This is a genomic window from Paenirhizobium naphthalenivorans (assembly GCF_007992095.1).
Lineage (GTDB): Bacteria > Pseudomonadota > Alphaproteobacteria > Rhizobiales > Rhizobiaceae > Allorhizobium > Allorhizobium naphthalenivorans.
In genome coordinates this window covers 1-17,740 of the sequence record NZ_BJZP01000001.1, presented here as the reverse complement: position 1 = coordinate 17,740, position 17,740 = coordinate 1, and the positions used below count along the sequence as shown (strand labels likewise).

The window sequence follows — 17,740 nt, the reverse complement described above, 5'->3', positions numbered from 1 at the left end:
CTATATGGGTCTTGTGCCAGCTTTTGCCAGAGTCGCGCCGATTTCTTGTCACGTACCGCGTTCAGAGACTGCCGGCGGCCATATTCAACAGCGCATTGTCAGAATAGACGCGGTTGCGACCATAGCGCTTCGCAAGGTAGAGGAACTGATCGGCCGCGTTGAGATAGTTGCTGAAGTTCTCTTGCCCCGCGACCTCGGCAACCCCGATCGAGGCCGTCACGGCGATATCACTTTCATCGACAGCAACCCGTAAGCCGGCGACACACGTGCGCACCGTCTCGCAAAAACGGCTTGCCTCTTCACCGTCCATACCGGTGAGCAACATGCCGAATTCCTCGCCGCCGAGTCGCGCCAGGAGATAGTCGCTGTCCTTCACCAGGCGCGACAAGCATGTGGCGACCGCCTTCAACACACGATCGCCAATCTCGTGGCCGTAGGTGTCATTGAGCCGCTTGAAATGGTCGATGTCGAGCATGGCCATGCTGCAGGACTCGCCGCGCTCGAGGCAACTGGCGACCCGCGCCGGGCCCTCGTCGAAGAAGTAGCGACGGTTGTGCAGACCTGTGAGAAAGTCGCTGGAAGCCGCCAAACGGAGCTGCCGCATTTGCGATAGCGTCTCGACATTGTGGCCGATTCGACACTGCAACTCCTCGACCACAAACGGCCGATAGACGAAATCATTGGCTCCCGCCTTAAGGAAGCTGGCGGAAAGCAGCCGGTCGGACGAGGAGGAAATGCCGATGATCCTTAACCGGTCGGAACCATGCTCGCGCCGGATGCGACGGGTCAACTGGTATCCGTCCATGTCGGGCATGTTGTAGTCGGTAATCACCAGATCGATTCCAGGATGGTTGGCCAACATACCCAGCGCCTCGGTCCCGGTCGTCGCTTCGAACACCTGGAACTGCTGGACAGCCAGCATGTCGGTCAACATTTTACGCGCCGAGGCGACATCATCGACAACAAGAACCCGCACATGACGGTTGGAGAGGATGCGCTCGACGGCGGAAACCACCATATCGACGGCACGTTCGTTGTTCTTGATGACATAGTCAGCGACACCACGCTCGACCAGGCGTTCGCGCATATGTCGATTGAAGTCAGCGGTGAACACCACCGCCGGAATTCCCATGGCAACAACTTCGTCGAGAATCTGACCATCGGGAGAATCCGGCAGATTGAGGTCGACGATGGCGACATCGAACTCCCCTTCGGCCGTCTTTGCCGCAGCATGGAAGTCTCTCGTCGACGCACAGTGTGTCGTCAGCAAGCCATTCTCTTTTTCGAAACGGTGACAGAGCAGCGATGAAAAGGTACGTGAATCCTCGATCACCAGAACATGAGCCCGCTTGCGCGATTTGGCATGTCCTTCCTGTGAAGACCCTTTGGACAGAGACATCATTCTCGCCTTCGAAAAACAATTGGCTTTAAAGATCAACGGTATTCTATATGCGAACCAACCCGGAACTCGTCCGGATTGGACAAAGTCCAAAACCCAGCGACGCTATCGCGCGCGCTATTTTCGCCCATTCGCCGCCTTGATCTGCACCAGTGTGTCCAGGTTCTGGTTCACACGGCAGTAGAATTCCTCGTCGATGAAAGGACGCAGCATGAAGTCGTTACCACCGACCTTGAGGAAACGGGCCGACAGCAATCGGTTGGTTGAAGACGAAACGCCGATGATTCGCAACTCATGGCTGCCGCGCGCCCCGCGAATACGCCGCGTCAACTCGAAACCGTCAACATCCGGCATGTTATAGTCGGTCACGACCAAGCCGATGTCCGAATTGGCCTTCAGGATCTCGAGCGCCTTGGCGCCGCTATCGGCAGTGCTGACGCGGAAATTGTAGCGCTTCAGGCGGCTTGAAAGCAGCGCGCGCGCAGTCGGACTGTCGTCGACGATCAACACATGATGGCGATGATTCGTCAGGAAACGATAGACCGACTCACACAGCATCTCGACAGCGAAGATATTGTCCTTGAGGATATAGTCGACGATGTCCTGGGCCAGCAGCTTCTCGCGGGTCTGCTCCTGGAACGTCCCGGTGAAGACGATCACCGGAACATCCAGATCGACCAGGTACTCGAGAGCCTCGCCGTTTTCTGCCCCCGGAAGGTTGATATTGGAGATCGCCAGGGTAACGGCATCGTCAGACAACTCGTTCGCCGCCTGGAGATCCTCGAAGGTTCGGCAGATTTCCACATCAATGCCGAGAAGCTCCTTCATCCGGGCGCTGATCATGGAGGTGAAGACGTTCGAATCCTCGCCGACGAGGATGCGAACATTCGGAAACGTTTCCCCAGAATACTGCATTCCGGAAATACCTAGGAAAGCCATGATGCGCCTTTAAACTATGAGAACTACTGGCACATTAGTGCGTCCAGCTTGCAGATCGGTTAATCCGGCCCACATGAGAAAAGCACATGATTATTATTGAAAAACAAAGGGTATACAGCCAGATCTTCCGCTTTTCTTGACAATTGATCATTCAAAGAAGGAACAACCGGACTAAGCGCCATGCCTCCGAACTCGAACACACTGCGCCTACCATCGTCAACGAGGATTAACCCGCAAAGACAAGCACCCCGGAAGGCCGAGCGCTTGGTTTTGCGCTAGGTGTGGTGAGCCGCAGGCTGACCTTACTTGATGGTCGCCGCTCCATCCTGGATCTCGATAGTCTCGCCACCTTCCAGCCCGATGCGGTCACCGTTCGGCAGCGTCACGAAACACCCCGACGGGCAGATCGTCTCGGATGCCCCCGCATCGATAGCCACTTCGGTGCGGTTGCCATTTTCGACGATCACGAGCACGACTGCTCCTGTGCCGACATTCGACACCGATGCAGCGAACGCACCGCTGGCCGCACCGAAGAAAACCACAGACGCTGCTAGAAACTTGACCATTGCGCTTGCGGCGCTCAAGCGCCGTCCTCTCGTTTTGCCCGCTCCATCGATCCTCGCCGCTGGAACAGGACATGCCCCTCTTCTAAACCGCCGCCCCTGAACGCCGGCTGAACGTGCCGTTCATGGCAGGATCTTGTCATCATCCGGCGGCTCACGCAAATCCGCCGCATTTTTCGGCGGACTCCTGTCCATATCCCCCGACAGGATGCGGCGAGCTTCCTCGTCCAGATGCAGTCTCACCTCCCGGTGTGGATAGGGCATCTGAATGCCCTCGGCACGAAACCGCTCGAAAATCGCCAGCCGGAGTTCGTTGCGCACCGCCAAACCGCCGAGGACGTCACCGACGAAGCCGCGAAGCTCGAAATCGAGAGAGGACTCTCCAAAACCGCTGAACAAAGCAACGGGCTCCGGATTGCGCAGCAGCCCCGAATTGGAGAGAGCAATCTCCTTCAAGACATCCAGAACCCGGCGTGGGTCGCTATCGTAGGAAACGCTAACCGGAACCTCGACACGCCCAAGCGTGTTGCGATGGGTCCAGTTGCCGACTGGCGCGTTTATCAATTCCGAATTCGGCACAATGATCGACTGGCGCTGGAAAGTCTCGATCTCGGTGGCGCGCACGGAAATGCGGCGAACAAAGCCCTCCGTCGTGCCGGTCGCCACCCAGTCGCCGACCTTGAAGGGCCGCTCGGCCAGCAGGATAAGGCCGGAGACGAAGTTGGAGACGATGTTCTGCAGGCCGAAACCAATGCCCAGCGACAGGGCGCCGGCGACCAGCGCAAGACTCGAAAGATCGATTCCCGCCGCCGAAATGCCGATCAGTCCGGCAATCCCCGTACCGAGGTAGCCCACCCCGGTCTTGACCGAATTGCGGACCCCGGCGTCCACATGGGAGCGGGCCATGACATTGCCGTCGAGCCATTTCTGCAGCCAGCGCGTAACGGCGAGACCGAGGCTGAACAGCAGGATGCCGCCCATAATGCCGAAGATCGAAATGCGAATCGTACCAATATGGATCTCGGTGAAGACATTGACCGCCCACATCTGCAGGTCACGCAGCTGGAAGCCCCAGGACATCAAAATCAATGGCAGGCCGATTGACAGCGCAAAAGCATAGATCAGCAAGCCAGCCGCAATGCCCGCCTGATCGAGCGCCACGGGCTTCATGGCGAAGCGCGTCCCAAGATATTTGCCGACCCGCGTCTCGCCGAACTTGTTGCGTGCCGAGATCGCCTTGCCTGACAGAATGCCGATATACATCGTGGCGGCGACGGCGCCTGTCACCACGATCTGCGTCGCGAGAAAGCGGGATAGACCGACATAACCGATGGCACTCAGGAAAATGAGGCCCGCGCCAATCAGACGCAGCGTCACAGCGACCACCTTCGGCCACGACCGGCCCCGCGTCGCCGGATCGCCGTTTTCGGAAAGCACCGGGCGCAGGAAGGACACGACAAAGATGATCAGCCCGACGACAACCGACGAGACGAAACTCTTGAGCACGGTAAGGACCACCGGAGAGTTGATAGTCTCGCTGATGGTGCCGAGTACATAATCAAAGCCATTGACGATGGCCATGGACAGAACGGCAAAATTCAGATCCCGGGCGCCCTTGTTGGACAGGCGAACGAGCCGCCAACTTGGCGCCTTGGGCGCAAGGACGGCGCGACCAAGCATGGCGACGAAATAGACCAACCCGATAAAACCGAAAAGCGCCGCAGCGATCGGCGCAATGTCCGACCGCAGGACATTGAATGTATCCAGAAAGAAAAAACTCGCTATCAGGAAGGCACCGAGCGCCATCGCCGGGAGGATGGTCGACCAGAAAGCAACCGAGAAGCGGCTCATGTAAGCCGGGTTTGGCTCGTCAGGATCACGACGGATTAAGGATCCGAACAAGCGATATTCGACAGCCGCCAAGACAAGGGCCAGTGACAGAGACAGCATGACGGCTGTGCCGAGCGGCACTCGCTTGAACTTCCAGATGAAAGAGAACCAGCTGCTGACGGTGCGCGTCAAATCGCTGACTTCCGTCGAGAAGGCGCCGAGAGCCTCGTTGATCACCGCGCCGGAGATTTCGGTGTGCTCGAACAGCCGTTCGGTGAACAGCTGCCTTCTGAGGTCAGTGACACTGTTGGAAAGATTGGAGGCGCGGATTGAAAGGTCCTCCGCTCGCCCAGTCAACGCATTGATCTCTAGGCGCACCGCATTCAAACGTGCGCGCTCCTCGGTAACCGAGGACGCCTCTGCCGGTTGCCCCTGCGCCGGCGGTTCACCAAGCTGCGCAAGCCGCGCCTTGACGTCGTTGAACCGGGGGCGCAGATCGACCGAAATGCTCAGCAGCTGCTGAATCAGCTCGTCGGCCTTCACATTGATGTCGATAAGCGCCGCCTCGTCGCTCTTGCGCGCCTCGACCTGGCCCTGCAACACGTCAAGCGCCTTCTCCGCCTCGGCAATCTGGGTGTTTGCCCGTTCTACGACCTCATCGCGCGCCAGTGGGCTGTCCTGAGCGAAGACCGGCGTGATGCCGTGTGCGAGCACCAGCGGCTGGATCGCCAGCAACAAGGCAAGAACGAGGCTGCGGAAACGGCTGGTGGGGAACAAGATCTGTCCTTGCGCTGATTGGGAGACTGCGCGGACCATAGTCAGTGTTTTGGCCAAAAGAAAGAACGCGACGGCCCGCTTCATGGTGAACCGACCCGGCCGAGCGCCTCGCCTCCCACGGGCACCCAGATCATAACCATTGCCAACACGAAGCCGGCGAAAACCATGGTCTCGGCTTCACCCCATCCCATAAGCCGGCTAAGCAGGTTATCCACAGCATTCCACAGGCAGAACGACCAAGTTTGGCGGCAAAACCGTGAACGTCGACGGAACATAGGCGGGCAGTGCGGGAACAAACGAGCATCCGGTGATCGACAGGCGCTGAAGTGCCCCCCATAGAACCTAGCCTGGGTGGAACCGCTCCTGCTGCTGGCTAACCGCAGAAGGCCAAAGGATCGCGCGTAACTGTGCAGGAGCACAGTTCGCAGAGATTCTGTCGTCGCCGGTGATGTTCATATCCGCAGCCCCACTAACCTCCCAATCGAGGCCACTGCCGATAATGATGGCCTGACATCAACGCTGACGACAGTCCTGGATAGACAGAAAAAGGTGGGCGTAGCGCGCATCGCGCGTCAGACAACGAAGCGTTGACCCGCACCTTACGGTACTAGATCAAACAGCAACGCTATCTAATTGAAAATGGTGGGTGATGTAGGGCTCGAACCTACGACCCGCTGATTAAGAGTCAGCTGCTCTACCAACTGAGCTAATCACCCGACCAGCGCCTTCCGGCGGTGTGAGAGGGCGTATAAACAGCATCTCCGATGTTGTCCAGCGCCCTATCCAAAAAACTTCGCTGATTTTCAAAAAAAATTCAAAGAAACGAAAAATCCCTTTATTTTCAAAGGTCCAAAATTCCAGACGCGACGCGCACCGCCTCCCCGCCGATCCGCGCCCGACTGATGGCTCCATCCTTGGCGTCGACATGGAGATGGATATAGGACGGGCGCCCCATCTCCACGCCCTGTTCGACCATTATCGGGTAATGTCCATCGGGCAATCCGTCGAAATGATGGATCGCACCGGACAGCGCCGCCACCGCCGAACCGGTCGCGGGATCCTCGGAGATCCCCATGTCGGGGGAGAACATACGGGCATGGAATCTGGCGGCATGATGCACGCCACCACGGCAGTAGACATAGGCCGAGGTCAGTCCGCCCTCGCAAAGCGGGGCAATGCGTTCCCAGAGCTGCCCATCAAATTCCAGGGCCTCGACCGCGCTGAGACTGTGCACCGGCACCATGAGAAACGGTACACCGGCACCCCAGACCGACGGAACGTGATTCTCGAAGCCTATATCGGCCAGTTTCAGCGAAAGGGCGTCGGCGATCCCTTGTCGGTCCAATCCAAGCTCGTAGCGCACCGATGTCTTTGGCAAGTCGAACTCGGCAAAACTTGCCTCTCCATCCCTCAACCGCACGGCGCAGCGCACCGGCCCGACGTTCTCCTCAAGCACCGACACGAGATCGAGCCCGCCGCTGTCCCTGCCATAGGTCCGTTCGGCAAGCGCCACCGCCGTTCCAACGGTTGGATGGCCGGCAAACGGCAGTTCACGGGTTGGGGTGAAAATGCGGATACGGGCGGAATGCGCCGGATTGGCGGACTTCTGCACGAAAACCGTCTCCGACAGATTTGTCTCCGCCGCGATCGCCTGCATCGCCGCGTCGGAAAGATCTTCGCCGTCGAAAATCACCGCCAGCGGATTCCCAGCCAGCTTGCGATCGGTGAAAACGTCGTAGATCGAATAGTGCCGTGCCAAAAGCCCCTCCGCAGGATGATGATCGTAAGGCCGAGAGACTGCCCGACCTTCGCCTGCCGTGCAAGCCAGCGATGGTCAGCGCGTCTTGGCAAAGAACCAGTCGAGAACCGGAAACATGGCCCGATTGTAGGGATGGGCGGTCGGATCAGCATTATGAATGGCAACGGCGCCGGCAATCTCCTTTTCCTCGTCAACCGCCATGTGCGCCGCGATGCGCTCCAGAAGCTCGGCGGAGGAGAGAGAGAAACGAAAAAGCCGCAGGATTGTCAGCCGCCGACCGGAATAAGTGGCGAAATAACGGCCATCGCTTTCAGCCTCTGCAAGGTTCAATCCGGTTTCCTCGAAAACCTCGCGCGCCATGTTTCCGGCTATGTCGCAATAGCCCTCGACGATATCATTCGGATCAAGCGACCCGGCAGCAAAATAGACCTGTCCAGCGTTCGCGGTATGTCGTGCCATCCTTACCGCGATCAGCGCACCATCGGCCGAGACGATCACCGGAAAGCCGAAGACATGAAACCCGCCCGCGCCGCCGGGCTGCCGTCGCCACCACAGGAACGTCGAATAGGGCACCAGATAGCCTTCACCGACAACGATTCCATCGAAAAACGAAAGACGGTGCTGGAACACCATACGGCCGTTGAAGAGTGCCGGATTGGCGGTGATCTCCGCCTGCCAGTTCGCCGCGGCCGCCTCCCGGCTCGCCAGATGAAAAGGATGATCGCCTTCGAGCACGCGCAGGCGTACCCCGCCCACGGGGAAGACGCCACTTCCGGCCGGAAATCCTCCCGACGGCACGTCTTCCGGCACTAAGATCAAAGCTCCAACTCCATGACGATCGGGCAATGATCGGACGCCTTCGGCCTGTCCCAGCCGACGCGCGGATAGCGATCCACAGCCTGCCCGGGCGGAAAGGGCGTGCGAAACGGCTGGCCATTGCGGATGATCTCCGGCGCCCTGCCCGCGTTCCGGCGGGCGAGCGCCGGCGACAACCAGATATAGTCGAGCTGACAGAGATGCTGCTCCTCTGGCCCGCGCGCATGATAGAGCGTCCAGCGGTCGAGCGGGTCGCGCCGCAGCATGACATTCTCGGCGAAACCATCATGCGAGAATACGTCGAGCGCGCTTGGCAGCGCACCGCTGGGCTCAAAATGATACCCTCCACGCCGCTCGCCGATCACGTCTACGCGGGCCTGGTAATCATTCATGTCACCGCAGACGACGAAGTTCTTGTCAGCCGTCTCGCCCTTGCCGAAACGCGTTTCGATGATGTGACGGATGGCCTTGGTCTCCGCCTCGCGCACCGGCATCGTGTAGCTTCGCCCGTCGATCCCGTCGCGACCGTTGCTCATCGATTTCAGATGCGCAACATAAATCGCCAGGGGCCGCCCGCCAATCCTTAGGTCAAGCTCCAGGCAGTCGCGCTTGAATATTCGGTCGTCGGGCTTCGCATTGGCCGCGAGCGCCGGCGTGAAAAGATCGAGGTCGCCATAGGTCAGCGCCGCATGGCTGCGAATGTCGACGATCTCGATTTTCTCCCCGTCATGCGTCTCGTCGCGCATCATCACGCCGACATCAATGCCCCGGCTGTCATTGCCCTCGACGAGGTATTTGTGGCGATAGCCGGAGCCAACCATGCGAAACAGGTAGCCGTACTCGAAAGCCTTGAGCGCCTCCATGCTGTCGACCTCCTGCAGACAGAGGATGTCCGCGGTGCAATCGGCGATGGCGAGCGCCGAGAGCTGGCGGGTATCGTCGGTCGAGGCGATCACCCGAGCCGATTCAAGCCGCTGATAGTCTTCCTCACTGCGCACGTCGAACAGATGCAACACCCGGTCCTTGTGCAATTGATTGCGGTAGCCGCTGAAGTCGAACCGTGCCATCAAGTTCTCTATGTTGAAAGTGCCCAGCCTGATCGCCATGCTTCTCGTCCTCTCGGTGCCGTTGCCCCCAACCTAGCGCATGAACAGCGACACGCCAGTGTCGGCGCACCTCCAGTTGGACGCGGCGCCCAAAAAACGTCCTTCCACCCAACCCGTTGATCATCCTATGATAGACCAATCTGCATAACCGGGGAGTTGTACATGCGCAAACCACAGTCATGCCTTGCCGTCCTCGCCTTCACTATACTGACGCCGGCTGCGGCCTTTGCCGACAGCTACGGCGCGATCGCTTATTCACCCTCCACCCGCGCCGACGGCTGGTCGCATTCCTTTTCGACGCGCGCCGATGCCGAGCGGCGGGCCTTGCGCGAATGCTCAAATCGCGCCAGCGGTTGCCGCGTGGCAATCTGGTTCAAGAACGGCTGCGGCGCGCTTGCCGTCGGGCAGGATGGCGGATGGGGATCCGGATGGGGAGGAGATCGCCGGCGCGCCGAACTGGAAGCGATCAGCGTATGTAACCAGCATGCTGCGCAATGCCGCGTGACGCGCTGGGTCTGCTCTGGCGCGCAATAGTCGACACGCTACAGCCAGCCGGCTGACGGCTCACAGGCGCCAGCCCGCACTGATTATCACCGCCACACGCTCGCCCTCGGCGCAGGCCGTCCGACTATAGGCCCTCAGTCTCTGGCCATCGCCGAGCGTCAACCTGACCGCATAGCGTTCGCCTTCGTAGAGCACCCCCTCGACCACAGCGGGAAGACCACTGCCGCCAATCACCACGTCCTGCGGCCTGACCAGCATTTCCATGGTCGGGTGCCCGGCACTGGCATCGACGAACAAGGCGAGGATCTCATCCCAGCCGAGATTACGATGGTCGCCGCCATTGTCCGGCAGCGTCATGACCGCCCCCTGCCCGATCAAGCCGCCAACGAGGCGGCCTTCCGGCCGGGCATAGATCTCGGCCGGCGGCGCGACCTGCAACAGCCTGCCCTCCGACATAACCGCCACATCGGTGGCCAACGCCATGGCTTCGGCCTGGTCATGGGTGACATAGACCATCGTCGCGCCGGAACGGGCGTGGAATTCTCGGAAAGTCTCCTCCATTTCCTGGCGCAGGTGCCGGTCGAGATTGGCTAGCGGCTCATCGAGCAGCACCACATCCGGCGCCGTCACCAGGCAACGGGCAAGCGCAACACGCTGGCGTTGACCGCCCGAGAGATCGGCCGGCCGCCGTTCGACATAAGCCTCAAGCCGTACCGCCTTCAGCGCCTCCATGACCTTGTCGCGATAGCTCTGACCGCAAATGCCGCGGACCTTGAGCGGATAGCTGACATTGTCGGCAACCGTCATATGCGGCCACAGCGCGTAGGACTGAAAGACCATGGCCATGTTGCGTCGCTCCGGCGGAACGACGCCGCTGGCGTCCGCCAGCACCCGCTCGCCCAAAAGGATGGAACCGTCGCTGGGCGTTTCGAAACCGGCGATCATCCTGAGCACAGTGGTCTTGCCGCAGCCGGACGGGCCGAGCAGTGCGAGGAATCCACCCTCGCGGATCTCCAGCGACACGTCGTTCACCGCCGGCTTGCCGGTGCCATAGTCCTTGCAAAGCTTGTGCAGGATCAGTTTCGCCATGGGACGACTCCTTTCGGCAGCCGGGCCGCCACGAGTTCGAGCAGCAGCATCAGCACCACGACCATCAGCACCACCAGAACGGAAAGCGCCGAGGCGAGATCGTAGGAGCCGCTGTCATCGAGATTATAGATCGCAACGCCGAGTGTCTGAGTACCGGCCGACCAGAGAAGGGCCGAGACAGTCAATTCGTTGCAGGAAATGAGAAAGACCAGGATCACCGAGGCGCCGGCGGCTGGCGCGATCAGTGGAACGATGATGTCGAACAGCCGCCGGTAGAAACTGGCGCCCGACAGCCGGGCCGCTTCCTCAAGCGCCGGGTCGAGCTGACGCAATGCGCTCACCACCGGTTTCAGCCCGACGGCAAGGAAACTGGCGAAATACGCGGCGAGGATGATCCAGATCGTTCCGTAAATGGTCACGCCGAGGAGCGGCAGTGGAGCGGCGAAAAGCAGCACAAAGGCGACCGAGATCACGATGCCCGGCAGCGCATAGGGGATCTCGATCATCGCCGACAGCAGGCCTGTCCAGCGGCTCCCGCCGCGGGTCAGGGTGTAACCGGCCAGCACCCCGATCACCAGCAGGCCAAACGCGGTGGTGCTCGCGAGGAAAAGGGAATTGGCAAAGGCGGTTTGGGTGACGTTCTGGCGGAACAGGATTTCCTCGTAGGCCGAGAACGAGGCGGTCTTGAGCGTCAGCACGATGCCATAAGCCGGCACCAGCGAAGCCGAGACAAGGGCAGCAAAGGGGGCGATCAGCATGACGAACAGCAGGATCCACAGCAAGGCCTCGAGCAGCGGCCGCCAGCGTCCAAGCCGGAAGGTCGCAGCGGCGCCGGAAAGCCCGATCACGCGGTAGTCCTTGCCCCTCAGCGCCCGTTCCTGGACACGCAGGCCAGCCACCGCCATCAGACCGATCATCGCCGACAGGACCGCAATATCACCGAAGGTACTACCGCCGAAGCTGGCGAGACGCGAGTAGATCAGCGTCGGCAGGGTGTAGATCTGCGCCGGGATTCCAAGGATCGCCGGAATGCCGAAATTACCTACACCTGAAACGAAAGCGATCGCCGCGCCTGCAACGATGCCCGGCAGGGACAGCGGCAGGATAATGTCTCTCAGAACCCGTAGCGGCGAGGCACCGGCGAGCTTGGCCGCCTCGATGCCGTCCCGCGGCAGCGCCAGAAGCCCCGCCCGGAGCGACAGGTAGACGAGAGGTGCATGCTGCACACCGTAGAGTAGCGCAATACCGCCAACCGAATAGAGCGGCTGGGGGCTGCCCATTGGCGGCGCGATACCGAGCGCCTTCAAGAGCGGGCTCGACGGGCCGGACATACCAACCCAGGCCAGCGCCTGGACCTGCGGTGGGATCATCGTCGGCAGCATGAAGAGGAAGCTCATCAGCCACTTGCCGCGCACGTCGGCGAGCGTCAGTGAAAGAGCGAAGAGCCCGCCGATGACAACGGCCGCGATCATGCCAAAAAAGGAAGTGCTGAGCGTGTTGACAGCCGCCGACCAGACGGCCGGCTCCAGCAGCAGGTCCAGAGCCCGGCCGGAAAAGAAGGTGGAAACGCCGGCGGCGACAAGTCGCGCCAGCGGCAGGACGCACAAGAGGGCGACGAAGGAGACAACAAAAGGAAACAGCCAGCGGGGCTGGCTGTTCGCTTTGGCAAGGGGTTGCGGCATTGATCCGTTCGATCAGTTGGTGCCGAAGATGCCCGAGAAGGTCTTCAGATCGGCTTCGCTCGATTTGAGGGCGGCAGCGGCGTCAAGCGACTGGACCTTGATCGTGTCGCGGGCGGGGAAGCCTTCCGGAACCGGCATGCCGTTGCGGGCCGGGATATAACCGAGCTTGAGGAAGCCTTGCTGACCGTTTTCCGACAGCACATAGTCGACGAACTTCTTGGCCGCCTCTGCATGCTTGGTGGTCGACAGGATGGCAACCGGCTCGGTCACGGCGGAGACACCTTCTGTCGGGAAGACGAACTCGACCGGGGCGCCCTTGGCCTTCTCGCGGATCGGCATGTAGTCGACGACCACGCCATAGGCCTTCTCGCCCGACGCGACTGCCTTCAGCACGGCACCGTTTCCGCCAGCGGCGACCGCACCATTGGCCTGCAGCGCCTTGTAGTAATCCCAGCCGAGACCAGAAACGCCGGCAAGGGTCTGGGCGTGGATCAGGGCGGCGCCCGAGGTCAGGGGGCTCGGCATGGCTACGAGGCCCTTGGCTTCCGGCTTGGTGAGATCGGCCCAGCTGGTCGGCTTCATCGTGGCGGCCGTGTTGTACATGATGCCGGTGGTGATCAGCTTCGTCGCGTAATAGGCGCCGTCGGCATCATAGAGGCTGGCGTCGTAATTTGCCGCTTCCGGCGACTTGTAGGCCATCAGCTGACCGGCTTCCTTCATCCGCTGCAGCGTGACGGTGTCAGCAATCAACAGCACGTCGGCTGCCGGGTTACCGGCTTCGATCTCGGCCATCAGCTTGGCCATGATCTTCGGCGTGCCGTCGCGCACCCACTCCACCTTGATGTCGGGATTTTCGGCCATGAAGCCGTCGACCGTCGCCTGTGCGTCCGCGTTGGGCTGGCTTGTGTAGAGCACCAGGTTTTCAGCGTTGGCGGAGGCCACCATGAAGCCAAAAGCGGCCAGAGCGGTAAAGGCGGAGAGCATGATTTTCATCGGAACGTCCTCGTGTGGATAAGAGGTCGCTGCTTAGTGCCGGGATATAACAGGCAAATGACACTCAGGCTCGTTTGCCGCCGAGCGGCGCCCTCGCCGCTTTTCGTAGCCTGGCCGACCGATGATGATCCTCCAGTCACCGGTCGCCGATCTCCATCGTCACATCTGGCGGGCGGCTCGCCCCGAACGAGAAATGTTCGGCAAACCTGGCAGATAGACCCTCTTTTTCAGACTTTTATCGGTCATATACCGCTCTCTCACGCTTGGTTATTGCGGCGAGGCGCAATTCCTGCAATGCGGAATTACAGTATTTTCAAGGACAGACCGATAATATGACGAAGAATAGCGGCAGTAATTTGCGGGCGCGGCTACGCTATGAGTTCGACAAAAGCATGGCTGGCGGCGCCATCGCACTGATCGGTTGGCTTAGTGTGATTTCGCTCGTCGTCATTTTGGTCGCCGCCCTTTTCCTGGCCCTCACCGGCATTGCCCCCGACGGCGGTGAACCGGTCAGCTTCGTCGAAGGCGCCTGGGAATCACTGATGCGAACCATGGACGCCGGCACCATGGGCGGTGACGTCGGCTGGCCGTTCCGCGGCGTATCTCTGTTCGTGACAATCGCCGGCATCTTCGTGTTCTCGGCCTTGATCGGTGTGCTAAGCTCCGGCTTGGAGAGCAAGCTCGACGAACTTCGCAAAGGCCGCTCGCGCGTCCTGGAACAAGACCATACCATCATCCTCAACTGGTCCTCGTCGATTTTCGATGTCATTTCCGAACTGGTGATCGCCAACCAGAGCCGGCGCCGCCCGCGCATCGTCATCATGGCGAACAAGGACAAGGTCGAGATGGAGGACGAGATCGCCACCAAGGTCGGCGATCTGAAAAACACCAAGGTCGTTTGTCGCAATGGCGATCCCACCGATCTCTACGACCTCGCCATCGTCAATCCGCAAGACTCGCGCTCGATCATCGTGCTATCGCCGGACGACGAGGATCCGGATTCGCAGGTTATCAAGTCGGTGTTGGCGCTGGTCAACGATCCGCACCGCCGACCCGAACCCTACATGATCGCCGCAGAGATCCGCGATGCGCAGAATGCCGAAGTCGCCTGCATCGTCGGCGGCAAGGAAATGCAGATGGTTCTGGCCGATGACCTGATTTCGCGCATCGTCGTCCATACCAGCCGCCAATCCGGCCTTTCCGCCGTCTACACCGAACTGCTCGACTTCGATGGATGCGAAATCTACACGCTGGAGCAGCCGGCGCTGGAAGGCAAACCTTTTGCCGCCGGCGTCATGACCTATGAGAACTGCACGCTGATCGGGCTTTGCGACCGCGCCGGTAAGGTCCATCTCAACCCGGCTCCGAACCGCGTCATCGAGCCAGGCGAGCGCGCCGTGATCATCGCCGAGGATGACGCCTCGATCCGCACATGGGGTAAAGAGGTCAACTTCGCCAAGGATGCCATTCTGCCGCCGGTGAAGCATCCTCTGGGCCCGGAACGCACCCTGATTCTCGGCTGGAACCGACGCGGCCCGATCATCGCCACCGAGCTTTGCCGGTACGTCGCCCCGGGCTCCCACCTGACGATCGCCGCGGACACGCCCGAGTTTGAGGCAGACATCGCGGGCCTTCGCCTGCCGAACGGCAATATGGCGATGGAGCACCATGTAATTGACACCAGCAGCCGCGTCGCTCTCGATGGGCTGAACATCCCCGGATTCGACCATGTGCTGGTGCTCGGCTACAGCGACCACATGACCATGCAGTCGGCCGACACCCGGACCCTGATCACCCTTCTGCACATCCGCAAGATCGCCGAGGGCGCCGGCCTCCACATCAACGTCGTCAGCGAGATGACGGATGTCAGGAACAGGGAACTTGCCGAGGTGACGCGTGCCGACGATTTCGTCGTCAGCAACAAGCTGGTCAGCCTGATGCTCGCCCAAGCCTCGGAGAACGCCTTCATGGCGGCAATCTTCGCCGAACTGCTCGATGAGGACGGTTCGGAGATCTACATGCGCCCGATGAGTGACTATGTCTCCATCGACCGCCCGGTGAACTTCTTCACCATCGCGCTCGCGGCCCTCCGGCGCGGCGAAATCGCCATCGGCTACCGCCGCCAGCGCGAGGACGACGCGGATCACCGCAATCTCGGCGGTGTGACCGTCAACCCGTCCCGTTCGGAAATGCTGAGCTATAGCGCCCAGGATATGGTCATTGTACTGGCGCCCGATTAAGGGTCGGCGCTACCCCGGGAGCGAAGCAGGCGCCGGGTCAGCGGCAGCCCTTTACACCTTCACTGGATGACTGCCTACCCGCTCAAGCCGCAACGGCCATTGCACCGCTGACCAGCCGGCCGAGCCGCTTGATGCCCTCGTCGATCACCGCCTCATTGGCGCAGGAAAACGACAGCCTGAGCGTATTGGCGCCCGAGCGGTCGGCGAAAAACGCCTGCCCCGGCACGAAGGCCACTTTCTCGGTTTCGATTGAGCGCGCCAGCAGTTCGGCCCCATCCATTCCCACCGGCAAGGTCACCCATATAAACATTCCGCCCTCCGGCCGCGTCCAGGTCGTGCCGGCCGGCATATATTTCTCCAGCGCCTTCAGCATGGCGTCGCGCCGCGCGCTATAGGCGGCGCGAATCTTGGCGACCTGCTGGTCGAAATGCCGTGTCGCGACATGGGCGACAGCCATCTGGTTGATGGTGGACGAGTGAAGGTCGGCGGCCTGCTTCATCAGCACGAGCTTGCGGATAACCGGCATTGCCGCGACCACGAAGCCGACCCGGAGGCCCGGCGCCAGCGTCTTGGAAAAGGAGCCGCTGTAAATCGTGCGAGTGTTCTCGATCGAGCCCTTTTTGGCGATCTCCAGCGCCAGGATCGGCGGGATCGCCTCGCCGTCATAGCGCAGCGACTGGTAAGCGGCATCTTCGATAATGGCGATATCGAGTTCATCGGCCAGCTTGAGCAGGCGGCGGCGTCCGTCGAGGTCGACGGTCTCGCCTGTGGGATTGGCGAAATCGGCGGAAAGATAGGCGAACTTCACCTCGCCGCCGAGGTTTTCCGCTGCCGCCCTGTAGCTTTCCGGCGTACGGTTGCCGAGTGTGAGCTGGTCGTAATTAGGCTCATAGGCATTGAAGGCCTGAAGCGCGCCGAGATAGGTCGGCCAGCCAACCAGCGCCGTATCCTTCGGCGACAGGAACAGCTTGCCGAGATAGTCCAGCGCCTGTTGTGAGCCGGAGGTGATGAAGATGTTGTCGGCCGTGCACGGAATGCCGATCTTGGCCATCTCGCCCTTCAGCCAGTCACGCAGTGGCTTGTAGCCCTCGCTCACCGAATACTGGAGTGCTGCCGCAGCCTGGTCGGAACTAAAGATATCGGCATAAGCCGCCTTGAAAGCCTCGTCGGGAAAGAGTGCCGGATCGGGAATGCCGCCGGCAAACGAGATGATGTCCGGACGCTCAAGAAGCTTCAGTAGTTCTCGGATTTCGGATGCACGCATGCGCGACGACCGCGTCGCGAAGATATGGTCCCAATTCAGCACGGGAGTTTCCTCGAAGTGTTTTTAGAATACACTCAGATAACCATGAATAGCTCGATATGTCAACAATACTGACCTATCGTATTTTGAAACTTTACCAGAAAAACGGATGCGAGTTGCGCAACAATCCCTCTCTCGGAGTATCCACGAAGCAAGATTACGTCGATTTCGGTCGTGTGCCACGTCTTTGGGCAGCGGATGCGATCCGGTTGCAAAGGTGCTAGAAAAGCGACGGCGCAACACGGAGGCTAAAAGATGCAAAAGAGGCTTTCGGTTTTCATTTTGACGGCCGCATCGCTATTCCCCACATCTGCGTTTGCCGGCTGTTTCGACCTCGCCAAAAGCCAGCCGTCGAGCCTCAGCGGCGTGCTCACCCATCACATCTTTCCGGGACCGCCGAACTTCGAGGATGTCCAGAAGGGCGACACGCCCGAACCCGGCTATATTATATCCTCAAGCTCGACGAGGACATCTGCCTGGCGGGAAACGCCGATTTCGCCGATCCCAAGGTCCGCTTCGATGAAGTGCAGCTCGTGCCGACCGAAGAAACCAACACGGGCATGAGGACATTGCGCGACAGCCGCGTGCATGCCGACCGCAGGTTTCTCGTCCTATCGATTTCGCGACGGCGAAAGGGTCTGCGATGGCCGCACCACCGTCACCACCACCCACCGAGATGGCCGCGCCTTCATCAAGTCGATCCGGGCCGACAGCGGCTGCTGAGCAGCCAACGAAAAAGC

General features: G+C 60.4%; 13 protein-coding genes and 1 tRNA gene. 2 read left to right on the top strand and 12 right to left on the bottom strand.

Annotated elements, in window-relative coordinates; all coding sequences use genetic code 11:
• Nucleotides 1-61: 61 nt before the first annotated feature.
• From RNA01_RS00070 to RNA01_RS00035, 8 genes are all read right to left on the bottom strand, one after another.
• A complete protein-coding gene (locus RNA01_RS00070) occupies nt 62-1,399 on the bottom strand; it encodes a diguanylate cyclase (protein WP_147177689.1) in 1,338 nt (445 codons plus the stop codon).
• A 117-nt stretch (nt 1,400-1,516) separates the two neighbouring features.
• On the bottom strand, nt 1,517-2,338 hold the full coding sequence (locus RNA01_RS00065; RefSeq protein ID WP_147177687.1) for a response regulator: 822 nt from the start codon (nt 2,336-2,338) through the stop codon (nt 1,517-1,519).
• 302 nt (nt 2,339-2,640) lie between these two features.
• Entirely contained in the window at nt 2,641-2,904 is a 264-nt protein-coding gene (locus RNA01_RS00060; RefSeq protein WP_147178230.1) for a hypothetical protein, read from the bottom strand.
• 120 nt (nt 2,905-3,024) lie between these two features.
• A complete protein-coding gene (locus RNA01_RS00055; protein ID WP_431308586.1) occupies nt 3,025-5,547 on the bottom strand; it encodes a mechanosensitive ion channel domain-containing protein in 2,523 nt (840 codons plus the stop codon).
• A 601-nt stretch (nt 5,548-6,148) separates the two neighbouring features.
• Nucleotides 6,149-6,224 (bottom strand) — tRNA-Lys (locus RNA01_RS00050).
• Nucleotides 6,225-6,349: 125 nt separating this feature from the next.
• Nucleotides 6,350-7,267, bottom strand: coding sequence for a PhzF family phenazine biosynthesis protein (locus RNA01_RS00045; RefSeq protein ID WP_147177683.1), 918 nt, complete (start codon nt 7,265-7,267; stop codon nt 6,350-6,352).
• A gap of 75 nt (nt 7,268-7,342) precedes the next feature.
• On the bottom strand, nt 7,343-8,086 hold the full coding sequence (locus RNA01_RS00040; protein WP_147177681.1) for an NUDIX hydrolase: 744 nt from the start codon (nt 8,084-8,086) through the stop codon (nt 7,343-7,345).
• A complete protein-coding gene (locus RNA01_RS00035; RefSeq protein ID WP_147177679.1) occupies nt 8,083-9,189 on the bottom strand; it encodes an endonuclease/exonuclease/phosphatase family protein in 1,107 nt (368 codons plus the stop codon). Before RNA01_RS00035 ends, RNA01_RS00040 begins: the two co-directional genes overlap by 4 nt.
• Before the next feature lie 162 nt (nt 9,190-9,351).
• Between RNA01_RS00035 and RNA01_RS00030 the strand changes: the two genes are divergently transcribed.
• A complete protein-coding gene (locus RNA01_RS00030; RefSeq protein WP_147177677.1) occupies nt 9,352-9,723 on the top strand; it encodes a DUF4189 domain-containing protein in 372 nt (123 codons plus the stop codon).
• A 30-nt stretch (nt 9,724-9,753) separates the two neighbouring features.
• Here the strand turns inward: RNA01_RS00030 and RNA01_RS00025 are convergent, their stop codons facing one another.
• Genes RNA01_RS00025 through RNA01_RS00015 form a run of 3 tightly spaced genes read right to left on the bottom strand, consistent with a single transcriptional unit; the run spans nt 9,754 to nt 13,457 of the window.
• A complete protein-coding gene (locus RNA01_RS00025) occupies nt 9,754-10,782 on the bottom strand; it encodes an ABC transporter ATP-binding protein (RefSeq protein ID WP_147177675.1) in 1,029 nt (342 codons plus the stop codon).
• Nucleotides 10,770-12,464 carry an ABC transporter permease gene (locus RNA01_RS00020; RefSeq protein ID WP_147177673.1) on the bottom strand — a complete coding sequence of 565 codons (1,695 nt, stop codon included), beginning with the start codon at nt 12,462-12,464 and terminating at the stop codon, nt 10,770-10,772. The genes RNA01_RS00025 and RNA01_RS00020 overlap by 13 nt, the downstream gene beginning before the upstream one ends.
• 12 nt (nt 12,465-12,476) lie before the next feature.
• Nucleotides 12,477-13,457 (bottom strand): ABC transporter substrate-binding protein, encoded by a 981-nt coding sequence (locus RNA01_RS00015; RefSeq protein ID WP_147177671.1) that lies wholly within the window; start codon nt 13,455-13,457, stop codon nt 12,477-12,479.
• 332 nt (nt 13,458-13,789) lie between these two features.
• Between RNA01_RS00015 and RNA01_RS00010 the strand changes: the two genes are divergently transcribed.
• Nucleotides 13,790-15,697: a CASTOR/POLLUX-related putative ion channel gene (locus tag RNA01_RS00010; protein WP_147177669.1), complete on the top strand. Its 1,908-nt coding sequence runs from the start codon at nt 13,790-13,792 to the stop codon at nt 15,695-15,697.
• A gap of 82 nt (nt 15,698-15,779) precedes the next feature.
• Here RNA01_RS00010 and RNA01_RS00005 read toward each other — a convergent pair whose 3' ends face one another.
• A complete protein-coding gene (locus tag RNA01_RS00005; protein WP_147177667.1) occupies nt 15,780-17,003 on the bottom strand; it encodes an aminotransferase-like domain-containing protein in 1,224 nt (407 codons plus the stop codon).
• Nucleotides 17,004-17,740: the final 737 nt, after the last annotated feature.